The organism is Sandarakinorhabdus sp. AAP62, from assembly GCF_000331225.1.
Classification (GTDB): domain Bacteria; phylum Pseudomonadota; class Alphaproteobacteria; order Sphingomonadales; family Sphingomonadaceae; genus Sandarakinorhabdus.
Window position 1 is genome coordinate 20,478 of record NZ_ANFY01000009.1, and the last position, 15,851, is coordinate 36,328.

The 15,851-nt window shown below is 65.3% G+C and carries 13 protein-coding genes; 10 read left to right on the forward strand and 3 right to left on the reverse strand.

All coding sequences use genetic code 11. The features are described from left to right. Window positions 1-5 precede the first annotated feature (5 nt). From D619_RS0109675 to queE, 7 genes are all read left to right on the forward strand, one after another. A complete protein-coding gene (locus D619_RS0109675; RefSeq protein ID WP_017668385.1) occupies window positions 6-3,224 on the forward strand; it encodes a hypothetical protein in 3,219 nt (1,072 codons plus the stop codon). Beyond that, window positions 3,221-5,188 carry a TonB-dependent receptor gene (locus D619_RS0109680; protein ID WP_017668386.1) on the forward strand — a complete coding sequence of 656 codons (1,968 nt, stop codon included), beginning with the start codon at window positions 3,221-3,223 and terminating at the stop codon, window positions 5,186-5,188. The genes D619_RS0109675 and D619_RS0109680 overlap by 4 nt, the downstream gene beginning before the upstream one ends. A 122-nt stretch (window positions 5,189-5,310) precedes the next feature. Then, a complete protein-coding gene (locus tag D619_RS0109685; RefSeq protein ID WP_017668387.1) occupies window positions 5,311-6,498 on the forward strand; it encodes an aspartate aminotransferase family protein in 1,188 nt (395 codons plus the stop codon). A gap of 107 nt (window positions 6,499-6,605) precedes the next feature. Continuing rightward, window positions 6,606-7,532 (forward strand): ornithine carbamoyltransferase, encoded by a 927-nt coding sequence (gene argF / locus D619_RS0109690; RefSeq protein WP_017668388.1) that lies wholly within the window; start codon window positions 6,606-6,608, stop codon window positions 7,530-7,532. After that, the gene (locus D619_RS0109695) at window positions 7,532-8,422 is read left to right on the forward strand and encodes an Hsp33 family molecular chaperone HslO (protein WP_017668389.1); all 891 of its coding nucleotides are present in this window, start codon (window positions 7,532-7,534) and stop codon (window positions 8,420-8,422) included. The genes argF and D619_RS0109695 overlap by 1 nt, the downstream gene beginning before the upstream one ends. After that, window positions 8,419-9,084: a 7-cyano-7-deazaguanine synthase QueC gene (gene queC / locus D619_RS0109700; protein WP_017668390.1), complete on the forward strand. Its 666-nt coding sequence runs from the start codon at window positions 8,419-8,421 to the stop codon at window positions 9,082-9,084. Before D619_RS0109695 ends, queC begins: the two co-directional genes overlap by 4 nt. Beyond that, window positions 9,081-9,713, forward strand: coding sequence for a 7-carboxy-7-deazaguanine synthase (queE, locus tag D619_RS0109705; RefSeq protein WP_017668391.1), 633 nt, complete (start codon window positions 9,081-9,083; stop codon window positions 9,711-9,713). Before queC ends, queE begins: the two co-directional genes overlap by 4 nt. Before the next feature lie 46 nt (window positions 9,714-9,759). Here the strand turns inward: queE and D619_RS0109710 are convergent, their stop codons facing one another. Further along, a complete protein-coding gene (locus tag D619_RS0109710) occupies window positions 9,760-11,481 on the reverse strand; it encodes a DUF885 family protein (RefSeq protein WP_020480453.1) in 1,722 nt (573 codons plus the stop codon). Between the two features lie 19 nt (window positions 11,482-11,500). Beyond that, window positions 11,501-11,950 carry a preQ(1) synthase gene (gene queF / locus D619_RS0109715; protein ID WP_017668393.1) on the reverse strand — a complete coding sequence of 150 codons (450 nt, stop codon included), beginning with the start codon at window positions 11,948-11,950 and terminating at the stop codon, window positions 11,501-11,503. Between the two features lie 119 nt (window positions 11,951-12,069). On the opposite strand from queF, the gene sseA reads away from it, so the two are divergent. From sseA to D619_RS0109730, 3 genes are read left to right on the forward strand one after another with little or no spacing between them, the layout of a single operon-like run. Continuing rightward, window positions 12,070-12,909 (forward strand): 3-mercaptopyruvate sulfurtransferase, encoded by an 840-nt coding sequence (sseA, locus tag D619_RS0109720; protein WP_026090912.1) that lies wholly within the window; start codon window positions 12,070-12,072, stop codon window positions 12,907-12,909. Window positions 12,910-12,916: 7 nt separating this feature from the next. Then, the gene (metC, locus tag D619_RS0109725) at window positions 12,917-14,122 is read left to right on the forward strand and encodes a cystathionine beta-lyase (protein WP_033373384.1); all 1,206 of its coding nucleotides are present in this window, start codon (window positions 12,917-12,919) and stop codon (window positions 14,120-14,122) included. 31 nt (window positions 14,123-14,153) lie between these two features. After that, complete coding sequence (locus D619_RS0109730; protein ID WP_026090914.1) at window positions 14,154-14,684, forward strand: chlorite dismutase family protein; 531 nt, start codon at window positions 14,154-14,156, stop codon at window positions 14,682-14,684. Here D619_RS0109730 and prfB read toward each other — a convergent pair. Beyond that, window positions 14,681-15,809 (reverse strand): peptide chain release factor 2 gene (gene prfB, locus D619_RS0109735; RefSeq protein WP_152417402.1). Its coding sequence is split into 2 segments (ribosomal slippage): window positions 14,681-15,739 and window positions 15,741-15,809, totalling 1,128 coding nucleotides; the frame shifts between segments, so codons are not numbered across the junction. The two genes, D619_RS0109730 and prfB, sit on opposite strands and share 4 nt — an antisense overlap. Window positions 15,810-15,851 lie beyond the last annotated feature (42 nt).

Below are 15,851 nucleotides of genomic sequence, written 5' to 3' on the forward strand. Positions count from 1 at the left end.
AGGACATGACCCGCATTGCTCTGCTGGCCGGATCGGCCCTCACCCTCGCCCTCCCCGCCTTTGCCGCCGAAATGGCCGCACCGCCAGCCGGTGCCGGTATTTCCGGTTTGGGCATCCGCAACATCGGTTCGGCGGCCATGTCCGGCCGCATTGCCGCCATCGCGGCGCGCACCGAAGATGATGGCAAGGTCACCATATTCGTGGGCGCGGCATCGGGCGGCGTGTGGAAATCCGAAGACGGCGGCACGACATTTGCGCCCAAGTTCGATCGCCAGCCCGTGCAATCGATCGGCGCCGTCACGCTGGACCCGACCAACAAGCGCACGGTTTGGGTCGGCACCGGCGAGACCTGGACCCGCAACAGCGTTTCGGTGGGCGACGGCGTCTACAAATCCACCGATGGCGGCGACAACTGGACCCACATGGGCCTGCCCGGCACCGAACGGATCGCCGATATCGTCGTGCACCCGACCAACAGCGATGTGGTGTATGTCTGCGCCACCGGCGCGCTGTGGAGCGACAGTGCCGAACGCGGCGTCTACAAGACCACCGACGGCGGCAAGAGCTGGGCGCATATATTGAAGGCTCCCAATCTGTCCACCGGCTGCTCCTCGCTCAGCCTCGATCCGTCCAACCCGGAAAAGCTGATCGTCGGGCTGTGGGATTTCCGCCGCAAGGGCTGGACCTTCCGTTCTGGCGGCGATGGCCCCAACGCCCCGTCGGGCAGCGCCATGATGGTCAGCGACAATGGTGGTGCGCGCTGGACGAAGCTGGACGCCGCCACCGCCAAGGGCCTGCCGGCCGGGCCGTGGGGCCGCATCGAGGTGGTGCACGCTCCATCCAACCCCAAGCGCGTCTATGCCTTTGTCGAACATGTGAAATCCGCGCTCTATGTCTCGGATGATGGCGGGCAGAGCTTTGAAGCGCGAGATCGCAGCCAGATGATGGTGTGGCGGCCCTTCTACTTCTCCAAGCTGGTGGTGGACCCGACCAATGCCGATCGCCTGTTCAAGATGAACCTGCAGGTGATCGTATCCGACAATGGCGGCAAGAGCTTTTCCAACACCGCCGGCGGCAGCCATGCCGACTGGCACGATCTGTGGGTGAACCCCAAGAACCCCAAGCATCTGATCGGCGCCGATGATGGCGGCCTGTGGATCAGCTATGACGGCGGCAGCAAATGGTGGCACGCCCGCAACCTGCCGATCAGCCAGTTCTACCATGTCGCCATCGACGAGAAGGATCCGTATCAGGTCTATGGCGGCCTGCAGGACAATTCATCCTGGGTGGGCGACAGCGAATATCCGGGCGGGATCACCAATCACCGCTGGGAAAATCTTTATGGCGGCGATGGTTTCTGGGTGCTGCCCGATCCGGCCAGCCCCGATCATGTCTATGCCGAATATCAGGGCGGCAACATCGCCTGGATCAACCGCAAGACCCTGGAACAGAAGGCGATCCAGCCCAAGGCCGGTTACAAGGAGAAACTGCGCTTCAACTGGAACACGCCGATGGCGCTGAGCCCGCACGACAAGAGCGTGCTGTATCTCGGCAGCCAATATCTCCACCGCACCCGCGACCATGGCAACACGTGGGAGCGCATCTCGCCCGATCTTTCCACCAACAATCCGGCCAAGCAGCAGCAGGAGAAATCCGGCGGCATCACGGTCGACAACTCGTCGGCGGAAATGCACACGACGATCTATTCGATCAGCGAAAGCCCCAAGGCCGCCGGCACCATCTGGGTTGGCACCGATGATGGCAATGTGCAGGTAACAAGCAATGGCGGCGGCAGCTGGACCAATGTCACCAGGGCGCTGAAGCTGGGCCCGGACAATACGGTAAGCTGGGTCGAAGCCAGCCAGCATGATGCGGCCACCGCCTATGTCGCAGTCGATCGTCACAGCTTTGGCGACATGGCCCCGCACCTGTTTGTCACCCGCGATGGCGGCAAGTCGTTTGCCCGCATCGCTGGCCCGGCCACGTCTGGCATCCGCGGCTATGCGCACGTGATCAAGGAAGACCGGGTTGACCGGAACATACTTTATGCCGGCACCGAATTCGGCCTGTTCATCAGCCGTAACGGCGGCGCCAATTGGGAGGAATTCCGCCCTGGCAATTTCCCGGCCGTGGCGGTGCGCGACATCGCCCAATCGAAGAAGGGCGATGATCTGGTGCTGGCCACCCACGGCCGCGGCATCTGGGTGATCGACGATGTCTCGCCACTGCGCAGCCTCACGCCCGCCGTGGTGGCCGCCAACGTCACGCTGCTGGCCTCGGCGCCGGTGGAACAGCGCATCCAGGGCAATGGCGGCTGGTCGGAAGGCGATGCCAATTTCGTCGGTGACAATCCGGCTTCGGGCGCCGTCATCACCTATTACCAGAAGGCCCGCCACGTCATCGGGCGCATGAAGCTGGAAATCATCGGCCCCGATGGCAAATTGGTGGAGGAATTGCCGACCGCCAAGCGCAAGGGCCTCAATCGCGTCGAATGGTCGATGCGCACCAAGCCGCCGGTGGTCCCGCCAGCAGCCAGCATCGCCGGCAATTCGATCCTGGGCCAGCGCTATCTGCCCGGCCAGTACAAGGTGCGGCTGACCAAGGCCGGCGAAGTCACCGAAGTGCCGCTCACCGTGGTGACCGATCCGCGCGCGACCTACACGGTGGCCGACCAGCAGGCGCAGTTCGATGCGGCTGAACGGGTGAAGACATTGTTCCGCCGCATGACTGGCCTCACCTTCGGGCTGGTGGCGATGAAGCAGGGCGCCGAAAAGGCCGCTGCCGATCCCGCGGCCACTCCAGCGGCAAAAAAGGCTGCGCTGGAACTGGTAATGAAGACCGATGAACTGCGCAGGCAGGTCGTCGCCACCACTGAAGGCGGCGCCATCACTGGCGAAGAGCGTCTGCGTGAAAACATGGACTCGGCCTATGGCCAGATCATCAGCACCGAAGGCCGGCCGCCAGCCTATGCCATCGCCCGGGTCGATGCGCTGGAGAAGGAGCTGAAGGAAGTCGAGGACGCCTTTGCCGCCCTGAAGGCAACGAAAGCGGCGGCCCTCAACAGCGCGCTCAAACTGGTCGGCATCACGCCGCTCAGCCTGGCATCTGTCGAAGTGGACATGGCGCCAACCGGCGGCCAGCTGACGGCCCTGGGCCGCGGCCTGGTTGGCGCCCGTTACTTCGGCGATTTCCGCAACCTTGCCTTCCCGCGCAAGAAGCGGTGACGCCAAGCCTGCTGGCGCTGCTGTTGGCGCAGACTTCCCCGGTGGCGGCCCAGACCGTCACCGGGGAAGCTGCACTGCAACCGAGTCTGCCCGCCGAAGCCCTGATTACCGTCACCGCACCGGCGCTGCCCGGTCGCGTGCTCACGCCCGTTGTCGGCCTTTCCGGCGGCGCGTTGCTTGATCGCCAACCCCGCAGCGTTGGCGATGCGCTGCGTGGCCTGCCGGGCGTTTCGGTGCGCACCAATTCGCGCGGCGAAACCATCGCCCGTGTGCGCGGCAGCGATGAACGGCAGACGCTGGTCTTCCTCGATGGCGCGCCGCTGGCGGTGCCATGGGATGGCCGGGTGGATATCGGCCTGTTGCCGGCGGGTCTGATCGGCGGCCTTTCCGTGCGCAAGGGGGCCGGTGCCATCGAATATGGCGCCAACGCAGTGGCCGGCGTGCTGGACCTGACCACGCGTGCCAGCGGCGGCGTGGGCGTGGCGCAAGCCGGGCCTTACGGGATGACCAATCTCTCCGCCGCTGGCGTGCTGCCGCTGGGCGGTGTGTCGCTGACGCTGGCTGCGGCGCATCAGGCCCAATCGGCGCTGCCGGTGGCGCAATTGGCCGCCCTGCCCTTCAACCAGCCTGACCCTGATCGCCGCCTCAACACCGATCTTGCGGCGACCAGTCTCTTTGGCGGCCTCGGCGGCACCGCCGGCAGCCTGATCTGGCGCGTCAGCCTGCTCACCATCGACGCCCGGCGCGGTATCGCGCCCGAAAGCGACCGCAGCCCGGCGCAGGCGCGGTTCTGGCGCACGCCCGAGTGGTCGCTGACCCAGGCCCAGATCGCGCTGGAACTGCCACTGGGCACCGCCACCGCCCGCGCCGTCCTCTGGCGGCAATGGTTCGGCCAGCAGATCGAGGCCTATCGCGACGCCAGCTACACGATGCTGCGGGCCCGCGAATTCAATGATGATGATACGCTGGGCGGCCGCTTCACGCTGAGCCATGGGCTGGGCCCGGCCACCTTGCGCTGGAGCCTGTCTGGCCAGACCAGCGACCATCGCCAGACCGACATCGCCATCGCGCCCAATACGCTGCCCAGTACGCAGGCCGCCGCCCTGCTCTATCGCCAGACCCTTGCTTCCGGTGGAGTCGAAGCTGATGTGCCGTTGGGTGGAACCCGGCTGACGCTCGGTCTGGGCCTCGATCGCGCCACCACGCCGCGCACCGGCGACAAGCCCGCCCAACCCTCCCGTCAGGCCGCCACTTTCTCGGTCGCCCTTGCCTTGCAGCCTGCCGAGCGGCTTTCGCTCACCCTGTCTGGCGGCCGCCGCAATCGCTTTGCCTCCGCGCGGGAGTTGTTCGGCGAAGCGCAGGGCCGCTTCCTGGCCAATCCGGCGCTGCTGCCCGAACGGGCCTGGCTGGCCGATGCGGAACTCGGCTGGCGCACGAAAGGCTTCACCCTCACGCTCACCCCGTTCTGGCAGCGCGTCGATGGCAGCATCGGCCAGCGCATCATCAGCGTGAACGGAAACAATCTGCGCCAGCGCTTCAACCAGGCCGCCGCCACCAGCATCGGTCTCGACGCGGCGCTGCAGGTGCCGCTGGCCGCCGGGCTGACGCTGGAACTCACCGGTTCGGCGCTCGACACCAGCAGCGCCGGCCAGCCTCTGCTGCAACGTCCGGCCCACGAGGCCATGCTGGCACTGGACTGGGCCCGACGCGGCGCCTTCGATTTCCGCGCCGAAATGCGCCGCATCGGCCCGGCCCGCGATCTGGCGCCCGATGGCCGCCAGGCGCGGCTGGCCCCGGCCACTGAAATCAACCTGCGCGCCCGCATTCCCGTGCTGCGGCTGGGCAAGCTGCCGATCAGCGCCACCGCCGCCATCGACAATCTCACCAACGCGGTGATCCTGCCGCAACAGGGCCTGCCGCAGCCCGGCCGCAGCCTGCGCATCGGCCTCATTGTCGGGGGTTGAGGGCGCTGCCCCAAGTCGCTATAGCGCACAGCCAAGAGGCGGCTTGTTTTGAGCCGCCTTTATGCGTTGCCGGCTTCCGCATCCTGAGGCCGCCAGTCTTCGAGAGACAGGGACGAACCGCGATGACCATCACCCCGCTCATGCCCGTTTATGGCCGGTGCGAGGTTGCGCCGGTGCGAGGCGACGGCTGTTACCTTTATGACGCGGAAGGCCGCGAGTGGCTGGACATGGCCAGCGGCATCGCGGTGAACTGCCTGGGCCATGGCCACCCGCACCTGGTGGGCGCCATCCAGAAACAGGCCGCCACGCTGATGCACACGTCGAACCTGTACAAGGTGCCGGCGCAGGAGCATCTGGCCCAGCGCCTGGTTGACTTGACCTTTGCCGATACGGTGTTCTTCACCAACAGCGGCGCCGAAGCCATCGAATGTTCGGTGAAGACGGCCTTCGCCTATCATTATGCCACCGGCAACCCGCACAAGCATCGCATCATCACCTTCTCCAACGCCTTTCATGGCCGCACCCTGGCCACGATCTCGGCCACCGATCAGGAAAAGCTGCGCAAGGGCTTCGAGCCGCTGCCGGACTGGTTCAAGGTGGTGCCGTTCGATGATCTCGCTGCTGCTGAAGCGGCCATCGACGACACGGTGGGCGCGTTCATGGTCGAACCGATCCAGGGCGAAGGCGGCATCCGCCCGGCCAGCCCGGAATTCCTCAAGGGCCTGCGTGCGCTGGCCGACAAGCATGGCCTGCTGCTGATCCTGGATGAAGTGCAGTGCGGCGTCGCCCGCACCGGCAAATTGTTCGCACATGAACTCTATGGCGTCACGCCCGATATCATGGCGATTGCCAAGGGCATCGGCGGCGGCTTCCCGGTCGGCGCCTGCCTGGCCACCGAAAAGGCCGCCACGGGCATGGTGGTCGGCACCCACGGCAGCACCTATGGCGGCAACCCGCTCGCCATGGCCGCCTGCGAAGCCGTGCTGGACATCGTGACGGAACCGGCCTTCCTCGCCCAGGTCACCGAAATGGGCGCGCGCCTGACCCAGGCGCTGGAGCAGATGATCCCCAATCATGATGATTTGTTCGAAAGCGTACGCGGCAAGGGCCTGATGATCGGCCTGAAGCTGAAGAGCGACAGCCGCGCCTTTGTCGGCCACGCGCGCAGCCATGGCCTGTTGATGGTGGCGGCTGGTGACAATGTCGTGCGCCTGTTGCCGCCGCTCACCATCGAGGAAAAGCAGATCCGCGAGTGCGTGGAGCGCCTGTCGGCCGCTGCGCGCAGCTATCAACCGGCTGCTGCTGCATAACAACTCCCCGCCCGCTTGCGGGAGGGGCAGGGGTGGGCCGTGCAGCCTTACCCCATGGCTCCCCACCCCCAACCTCTCCCCCAAAGGGGAGGGGAGGAAATAAGAAAATGCCCCATTTCCTTGATCTTGCCACTGCCACTCCGGCCGGTCTGCGGGCCATCCTGGATGACGCTCACGCCCGCAAGGCGGCGCGAACCGGCTGGCCGAAAGGCCGCGTCGATGCCGATGCGCCGCTGGCCGGCCATGTGCTCGGCATGATCTTCGAGAAGCCCAGCACCCGCACCCGCTTCTCCTTCGACATGGCGGCGCGCCAGCTCGGCGCCACCACCATCGTTTCGTCCGCCGGCGAGATGCAGCTGGGTCGCGGCGAGACAATTGCCGATACGGCCCGCGTGCTCAGCCGCATGGTCGACGCGCTGATGCTGCGCACCAACAATCACGAAAAGCTGGAGCAACTGGCCGAACATGCCACGATCCCGGTGATCAACGGCCTCACCGATCTGTCGCATCCCTGCCAGGTGATGGCTGATATCATGACCTTCGAGGAACGCGCCGGTCGCACGGTAACCGGTTCGACCTGGGCCTATGTCGGCGATGGCAACAACATGACCAACTCGCTGATCGAAGCCAGTTCGCTGCTGAAATTCGATCTGAAAGTGGGCGTGCCGCACGGGCTGGAGCCGGATTCGGGCGTGATGGCCACCGCCTGTGCCCGCGGCGGCTGCATCGATCTGGTGCACAATGCCGAAACCGCCGTGGAAGATGCCGATGTTGTCGTCACCGATACCTGGGTGTCGATGGGCCAGGCCGATACCAAGGAAAAGATGGCCGCTTGCGAACCCTTCCAGGTGAATGACGCGCTGATGGCCAAGGCGGCGCCCGGTGCCGTCTTCCTGCACTGCCTGCCCGCCCATCGCGGCGACGAAGTGACCGATGCGGTGATGGACGGCCCGGCCTCGGCCGTGTGGGACGAAGCCGAAAACCGCCTGCACGTGCAGAAATCCATCCTGCTGTGGTGCCTGGGACGCCTGTGATGGTGACCGAAGGCCTTGCCCCCACGGCCGATCGCACGCTGGGTTTCATGGTGCCGGCCCGCAACGCGCGCGGCATGGTGGTGCGGCTGGATGCAACGCTGAACGCCATTTTGGCCGCACACCCCTATCCGCCGCCGTTGATCCGCCTGCTCGCCGAAGCCCTGACGCTGACCGCCCTGGTGGGCGCCACCATGCGGCAGGACGATGGGCAGGTGACGGTGCAGGCCTCGGCCAAGGGCGGCGTGGTTGATCTGCTGGCCTGCGACTGGCGCGCGGGTGAGCTGCGCGGCTATCTCAAATATGACGAACAACTGACTGTTTCAGAAGGCATGTCGCTTCCCGAACTGTTCGGCAAGGGCTATCTGGCAATCACCGTTGACCAAGTGAGCTCGGAAGAGCGCTGGCAGGGCATCGTGCCGCTGGAAGGCCATGGCCTGGCCGGCGCACTGGAAGGCTGGTTCAGCCAGTCCGAACAATTGCCGACGCTGATGCGCATTGGCGTGACCGGCAGTTCAACGACGGGCTGGCTGGCCGGCGGCTTGCTGATGCAGCATCTGGCCCGCTCTGAAATCGGCGGCGAGCGGCTCGATGCCGGCGAACAGCACCCGGATTGGGAACATGTCGCAGCGCTCGCCGCCACCACATCGACCGAGGAACTGGCCGACGCCGAGTTGACCCCCGAAGCGCTGCTGTGGCGCCTGTTCCATGAAGAGCAGGTGCGCGTGGTGCCCGGCCCCACTCCGGTGAAGGGCTGCCGCTGTTCCGCCGCCCATATCAGGGACGTGCTGATGCGCTTCCCGGACGCCGAACGCGCCGGCATGCGGGATGACAGCGGCGTGATCTCGGTGGATTGCCAATTTTGCAGCCGGGTGTTCGGGATCGCTGCATGAGCAAGCTTGCGGTCGTGTTGCTGTCGGGCGGGCTGGATTCGACCACGGTCGCCGCCATCGCCCGCGCGCAAGGCTGGCGCATCCTGGCGCTGACCATCGATTACAACCAGCGCCACCGCATCGAGCTGGAGCATGCCGCGCGCGTGGCCGAGGCGCTTGGCGCCGAACGCCATATCGTGCTGCCATTGGATCTCACCGGCTTCGGCGGATCGGCCCTCACCGCCGATATCGCCGTGCCGAAAGGCGGCGTGGAACCTGGCATTCCGGTCACCTATGTGCCGGCGCGCAACACCATTTTCCTGTCCGTCGCGCTGGGCTGGGCGGAAGCAGCAGGCGCGCGCGATCTGTTCATCGGCGTCAATGCGCTGGATTTTTCCGGCTATCCCGATTGCCGGCCGGAATTCATCGCCGCCTTCGAAGCCATGGCCAACACCGCCACCAAGGCCGGCGTGGAGGGCGAAGGGTTCAAGGTCCACACCCCGCTGATGATGCTGGACAAGGCCGGCATCATCGCGGCGGCGCAGGCCGTGGGTGCCCCGCTGCACCTCACCTGGTCCTGCTATGACCCCTTGCCCGCCGGTACGCCCTGCGGCCTGTGCGACAGTTGCCGCCTGCGCGCCAAGGGCTTTGCCGAGGCCGGCGTCGCCGATCCGGCGCTATGAGCTACGCCGTCAAGGAATTGTTCCTCACCTTGCAGGGTGAAGGCGCGCAGACCGGCCGGCGGGCGGTGTTCCTGCGCTTTGCCGGCTGCAATCTGTGGACCGGCCGCGAACAGGACCGCGCCAAGGCCATCTGCACCTTCTGCGACACCGATTTCGTCGGCACCGATGGGCCGGGTGGCGGCAAGTTTGCCGATGCCGAGGCACTGGCAAATGCCGTGGCCGCCTGCTGGGGCGAGACAGGGGCGCACCGTCTCGTCGTCTGCACGGGCGGCGAGCCGCTGCTGCAACTCGATGCACCGCTGGTCGATGCGCTGCACGCCCGCGGTTTCGAGATCGCCATCGAGACCAATGGCACCCAAACCCCGCCACCCGGCATCGACTGGATCTGCGTCTCGCCAAAGGCAGATGCACCGCTGGCGCTGACGGCGGGCAACGAACTGAAACTCGTCTATCCGCAGCCCAAGGCGATGCCGGAACGGTTCGAAGCGCTGGATTTCCAGCATTTCTTCCTGCAGCCGATGGATGGGCCGCGCCAAGCCGAAAATATCCAGGCGGCGATCGCCTATTGCCTCGCCCACCCGAAATGGCGGCTGAGCCTGCAGACCCACAAGCTGACAGGGATCCCCTGACTGTCCCTCGTCACCCCGGCGTTCGCCAGGGTCACGCATTGCATGGTCACCGCGCCACCGTCACCTTGGACTTCTCCTGCGCCATCCATGCCCGCATTTCGGCTTCCATCACCGGCAACGGCACCGATCCGAGGCCCAGCAGCGTGTCGTGGAAGCGGCGCAGGTCAAAGCCGGAGCCCAGCGTCGTCTCAGCTTCGGCGCGCAATTTGCGAATGCTCATCTCGCCCAGCTTGTAGGCCAGCGCCTGACCGGGCCAGCTGATATAGCGATCCACCTCGATCTCGATATCGTGGCGAGCCAGCGCGGTATGCTCTTCCAGATAGGCGATGGCCTGATCACGGCTCCAGCCCATCATATGGAGGCCGGTATCGACCACCAGGCGGCTGGCACGCCAGTTTTCGAAGCTGGCACGGCCGAACTCCTCATAGGCGTTGCGATACATGCCGAGTTCCTTGCCGAGATATTCGGTGTAGAGCCCCCAGCCCTCGCCATAGCCGGAAAAATAGGTCCGGCGGCGGAAGGGCGGCGCGGCCGGAGCCTCCAGCGCCATGGCGCCCTGATGGCTGTGGCCGGGCACGCATTCGTGCAGGGTAAGCGCGGTAAGCATGAACAGCGGCCGCGATTTCAGATCATAGGTGTTCATGTAACAGGCATCGAGCCCGCCGCGCCCGGAGGTGTAGGTGGGCGCGATCGCGTCCGGCACCGGCCGCAGCGTGAAGCGATAGCGCGGCAGGGTGGTGAAGATCTGGCCCAGCTTCCCGTCCATGCGCTTGATCACATAGGCGGAGAAGCCGAGCAGCTCATCCGGCGTGCGCGCATAAAATTGCGGATCGGTGCGAAGAAAGACCAGGAAATCCTTGTATTCGGCCTTGAAGCCTGATTGCACCATGGCGGCGCGCAGATCGGCATCGATGCGCGCAACCTCTTTAAGGCCGATCTGGTGGATGGCTTCGGGGGTCAGATCGGTGGTGGTGAATTCCCTCACCTGATCGCGATACCAGGCGACACCATCGGGCAGATCGCGCGCTGCCGTCGTGGTGCGGGCGCCGGGCACATATTCGCTGCGCAGGAAGGCGAGCATTTTCGTTTGCGCCGGGTTGACGATGGTATCGATGACCTCGCGGGCCTCGGCGCGCAACTGATCCTGCTCGAACGCCGAGATGGTGGCCGGCATCGCTGTGAATGGTGCGTAAAAGGGACTGTCCTTGCCCGGCTTGATCTGCTTTTCCAGCGTCGCATCACGGCCCTTCAACGTGACGGCCGGTGGCGTGAAACCGCGCTTCAGGCCGGCGCGCATGTTGGCGGCATGTTCATCAAACCAGCGCGGAATGTCGCGCATCCGGCTGATATAATTGCGATACTCCGCTGCGGTGCGGAACGGCACCTGCGCCGGCAGATAGTTCCACACGTTCACATCGCTGTTGATCGGCATCTCGTAGTTGCGCCACTTGATGCCCACCACCTCGGCGCGCAGCGATTCGGCCAGCACCGCCTTGTTCACTCGTTCGGCCGGCGACAGTTCGGCATCGGTTATGGCGGCGATATTGTCGAGCACCGCCTGCCACTTGGCCTGCCGTTCGGCCTGGCACGCCGGTGTCACGCACGGCAGCCGTGGGCCGGGCCTGGTGTCGAGCCCGTCCTGCATCTGGCCGGTCTGCGCAAGGCGCCATTGCCATTCGGCGTCATAGATCGCCTTGAATTTCTGGTCTGCCGTTTGGGCCTGCGCAGAACCCGCCAGCAGCAACGCGGCGACGATAGCGCGAATCATGTTTCCCCCCTCCCTGTTATCAGCCGCGGCCACGATAGGTCGGCACGCCCTGATCCGGCAGCCACAGGCCGTCCGGCACCGGGCCGGACTGCCAGAACACATCGATCGGGATGCCGCCGCGCGGATACCAGTAACCGCCGATGCGCAGCCATTTCGGCTTCATTTCGGCCACCAGGCGCTCGCCGATGCCCACCGTCACATCCTCGTGGAAGCCGGCATGGTTGCGAAACGATCCGAGGAATAGCTTCAAGGCCTTTGATTCAACAATGGTTTGATCAGGCACATAATCAATCACAATGTGCGCAAAATCGGGCGCACCGGTGACAGGACACAGCGAAGTGAATTCCGGGCAGGTGAAGCGCACCAGGAACATCGCGCCAGGCCGCGGGTTGGGCGGATAGTCCAGCACCGCGGCGTCCGGGCTGGCCGGCAGGGCGCTGCTTTGGCCCAAATGCAACACGTCGACCACTTAATCTCTCCATTCCGTAACAAAGCGCGTGCCGGCGCTTACTCGGGGGGTGACATGCGCCGCCTGCGCAATTATGTCACGCCCCATAGCGTAGCGAGAACGCGCGTGGGGAGTGCCGCATGAACCTTCTGGTGTCCACTGACTGGCTTGCCGCAGAGATGGGCAAATCCGATCTGCGCATCATCGATGCCAGCCTGTTCCTGCCTGCCATGGGGCGCAATGCCCGCGCCGAATTCGAAGCCGCTCACATCCCCGGCGCCGTGTTCTTCGATATCGAGGAAGTGTCGGACACCACCAACCCCCTGCCCACCATGTTGCCACCAGCCGAGAAATTCGCCTCGCGTTGCCAGGCGCTGGGCCTGGGTGATGGCAGCCGCATCGTCGTCTATGACAACAGCCCGCTGAAGTCGTCGGCGCGGCTGTGGTGGATGCTCAACCTGTTCGGCGCCCATGAGGTAGCCATCCTGGATGGCGGCTTTGGCAAGTGGCAGGCGGAAGGCCGCCCGGTGGAGAGCGGCAAGCCGATCGTGCGCCACCGCCATTTCACCGTTTGGGCCGACAAGGCGCTGGTGCGCGACACCGCACAGATGACCGACAATCTGCGCAGCAAGGCCGAACAGGTCGTCGATGCCCGTTCGGCGGCGCGCTTCACCGGTGCCGAGCCCGATCCGCGCCCGGGCGTGCGCCCCGGCCATATCCCGGGTTCGAAGAACATCCCCTATTCCGCGCTGTTCAACGAGGATGGCACCTACAAGTCGGCGGGCGATATCAAGGCATTGTTTGATGCCGCCGGGCTCGACTTGGGCAAGCCGCTGGTCGCCACCTGCGGTTCCGGCATCACGGCGCCGGTCGTGGCCTTTGGCGCCGCGTTGGCGGGCAAGCCCAATGTCGCCATCTATGACGGCAGCTGGAGCGAATGGGGCGCCAACCCGCATAATCCGGTCGTGACGGGCGCGTGACCGCCCGATGACTGCAAGGCGCCCGCCGCGGCCAGACCTGTCGGCGCTGGGCACAGGCACAAGGTTGGCCGAGGTCGGCCGCGAACATGCCGTCGACATGGTCAACCCGCCCGTGGCGCGGGCGTCGACCATCCTGTTCGAATCGCTCGCTGATCTGGACCGGGCGATCGGCGATCCGGATGCCGGTCTCTATTACGGCCGGCGCGGCACCCAGACCCATTGGGCCCTGGAAGACGCGTTGACCGGACTGGAACCGGGCGCTGCTGGCACAAAGCTGTTTCCATCGGGTGTGGCCGCCATCACTACCAGCCTGCTGAGCTGCCTGAAGGCCGGCGACGAACTGCTGGTGACTGACAGCGCCTATGAACCGAGCCGGACATTTGCCGACCATCTGCTCGGGCCGATGGGCATCACCACGCGTTATCTTGACCCGCGCTGCGGCGCTGGCATCATTGACGTGATTTCTGAGAAGACCAAGGCCATCCTGCTGGAATCGCCTGGTTCTCTTTCATTCGAGATTCAGGATGTGCCGGCCATCACTGCGGTTGCACGGGCCCGCGGCATCACCACGCTGATCGACAATACCTGGGCAACGCCGTTGCGGCTGCAACCGTTGGCCCTGGGCGTGGATATCAGCATCCAGGCGCTGACCAAATATGTCGGCGGCCACAGCGACGTGATGATGGGCAGCGCGACGACCACCCCGGCGCTCTGGCCGCGGCTGAAGGCGACTGCTTACCGCCTTGGCCATTTCGTTTCGGCGGATGATTGCGCGCTGGTGCTGCGCGGCCTGCGAACGCTGGGCCTGCGGCTCGATCGGCACGAGCAGTCGGCGCTGACCATTGCGCGCTGGCTGGAAACCCACCCTGCCGTCGACCGGGTCTGGCACCCGGCCCTGCCCTCTCATCCCGATCACGCGCTGTTCTGCCGTGATTTCAGTGGCTCCACCGGACTTTTTGCCATGGTGCTGAAGCAGGGCAGCCGGCCGCACACCGCCGCGCTGATCGACAGCCTCCAGCATTTCGGCATCGGTTTTTCCTGGGGCGGCTATGAATCGCTGGTGCTGCCCGTCGAGCTGGACCGCATCCGCACGGCGACGCAAACGCCCCTGCCCGGGCCGATCGTGCGGCTGTCGATCGGGCTGGAAGATGCCAGCGACCTGATCACCGATCTCGACGCCGGACTGGCGCGCTATCAGGCGCAGTTCCAGTAACCTCGCCATGCCGGCCAGCGAACTGGCAGGCATGACAAACCCCATCACCCAGTTTCGCGGCGGCGATCACGGCCCCTGGCAGGTGGTAAACCGGCGTCACCTCACTGGCCCGGCGATTCCGGCGTTCGACCGTCTCGCCATTGGACCCGAGCAGCCCGGACCGGCCCCCTGGCAGGCGCGCGGTTTCAACAGCAATCTGCGCTATACCACGGCGCGCGAACGCAGCGAGCTGTTGGCCAATGGCGCGCCGGCCGATCGGGGCGATCAGTGTGCGGTGCTGATCCCGATGAGCAAGAATGCGGCGTGGTGGGCGCTGGCCCAGGATGAGCGCCTCGCCATCTATGCCCGCGCCCGCCACATGCGCATCGGCATGACCGTGCTGCCCGCCGTGTCCCGCACGCTTTTTCATGGCCGCGATCTGGGTGAGCCGTTTGACTTTCTCACCTGGTTTGAATTCGCGCCCAGCGACGAACCGGCCTTCGACGCCATGCTGGCCCAACTGCGCGCCAGCGAGGAATGGGACTATGTCAGCGCCGAAAGCGAGATCAGGCTCAGGCGTTAGTCCACGTCCTCCACATCCACCGTCTCGCCGGTGACGCGCTGCGCCAGGGCGGCGGCCATGAACGGATCGACATCGCCATCCAGCACGTCGCCGGGGCTGGTGGAGGTAACGCCGGTGCGCAGGTCCTTCACCAGCTGATAGGGCTGGAGCACGTAGGACCGGATCTGGTGGCCCCAGCCGATGTCGGTCTTGCTGGCTTCGGTCTTGGCGGCTTCCGCCTCGCGGATCGCAAGTTCACGCTCGTACAGGCGCGCCTTCAGCATCTTCATCGCGGTGGCGCGGTTCTTGTGCTGGCTGCGCTCGTTCTGGCAGGCAACGATCACGCCGGTCGGAATATGGGTGATGCGGATGGCCGAATCGGTGGTGTTCACGTGCTGGCCGCCGGCGCCCGACGCGCGATAGGTGTCGATCTTGAGATCGCTTTCCTTCACTTCGATCTCGATATCATCGTCCACCTGGGGATAGACCCACACCGAGGCAAAGCTGGTATGCCGCCGCGCCGCGCTGTCATAGGGGCTGATCCGGACGAGGCGGTGCACACCGCTTTCGGTCTTGGCCCAGCCATAGGCCTGGGCGCCCTTCACCAGCAGCGTGGCATTCTTGATGCCCGCGGTTTCGCCGCTGTTGAAATCGATCAGTTCGACCTTGTAGCCATGTTTTTCGGCCCAGCGCTGATACATGCGCAGCAGCATCGAGGCCCAATCCTGGCTCTCGGTGCCGCCGGCGCCGGAATTGACTTCGATGTAAGTGTCGTTGTTGTCGGCCTCACCCGACAGCAACGCGGCAACCTTGTCCTTCTCGGCCTTGGCGGCCAGCGCCTTCAACGCGGCCACACCATCATCGGCCAGCGCTTCATCGCCTTCCATTTCGGCAAGTTCGATCAGCTCGCGCGTGTCGGCAAGATCACGCTCGATATCGCGGGTGGCGGTGATGGCTTCATCAAGGCGGCGGCGCTCGGTCATCAGCGCCTGCGCGGCCTTTGGATTGTCCCACAGCTTTGGGTCTTCAACCCGTGCGTTCAGTTCATCGAGACGGCGAAGGGCGCGATCCCAGTCAAAGAGACCTCCTCAGCAGGTCCAGCGCCTGCTTGATCTGGAGGGTGGCATTTTCGGCTTCGGCTCTCATCACGTGGTTCCAGTGAACAATGAAGCGGCGGGATAGAGGCCG

Excerpts from the sequence above, each read along its gene's own strand:
- D619_RS0109675 (WP_017668385.1), top strand. The coding sequence starts at position 6 with ATGACCCGCATTGCTCTGCTGGCCGGATCGGCCCTCACCCTCGCCCTC.
- D619_RS0109685 (WP_017668387.1), top strand. The coding sequence starts at position 5,311 with ATGACCATCACCCCGCTCATGCCCGTTTATGGCCGGTGCGAGGTTGCG.
- argF (WP_017668388.1), top strand. The coding sequence starts at position 6,606 with ATGCCCCATTTCCTTGATCTTGCCACTGCCACTCCGGCCGGTCTGCGG.
- D619_RS0109695 (WP_017668389.1), top strand. The coding sequence starts at position 7,532 with ATGGTGACCGAAGGCCTTGCCCCCACGGCCGATCGCACGCTGGGTTTC.
- queC (WP_017668390.1), top strand. The coding sequence starts at position 8,419 with ATGAGCAAGCTTGCGGTCGTGTTGCTGTCGGGCGGGCTGGATTCGACC.
- queE (WP_017668391.1), top strand. The coding sequence starts at position 9,081 with ATGAGCTACGCCGTCAAGGAATTGTTCCTCACCTTGCAGGGTGAAGGC.
- D619_RS0109710 (WP_020480453.1), bottom strand. The coding sequence starts at position 11,481 with ATGATTCGCGCTATCGTCGCCGCGTTGCTGCTGGCGGGTTCTGCGCAG.
- sseA (WP_026090912.1), top strand. The coding sequence starts at position 12,070 with ATGAACCTTCTGGTGTCCACTGACTGGCTTGCCGCAGAGATGGGCAAA.
- metC (WP_033373384.1), top strand. The coding sequence starts at position 12,917 with ATGACTGCAAGGCGCCCGCCGCGGCCAGACCTGTCGGCGCTGGGCACA.
- D619_RS0109730 (WP_026090914.1), top strand. The coding sequence starts at position 14,154 with ATGACAAACCCCATCACCCAGTTTCGCGGCGGCGATCACGGCCCCTGG.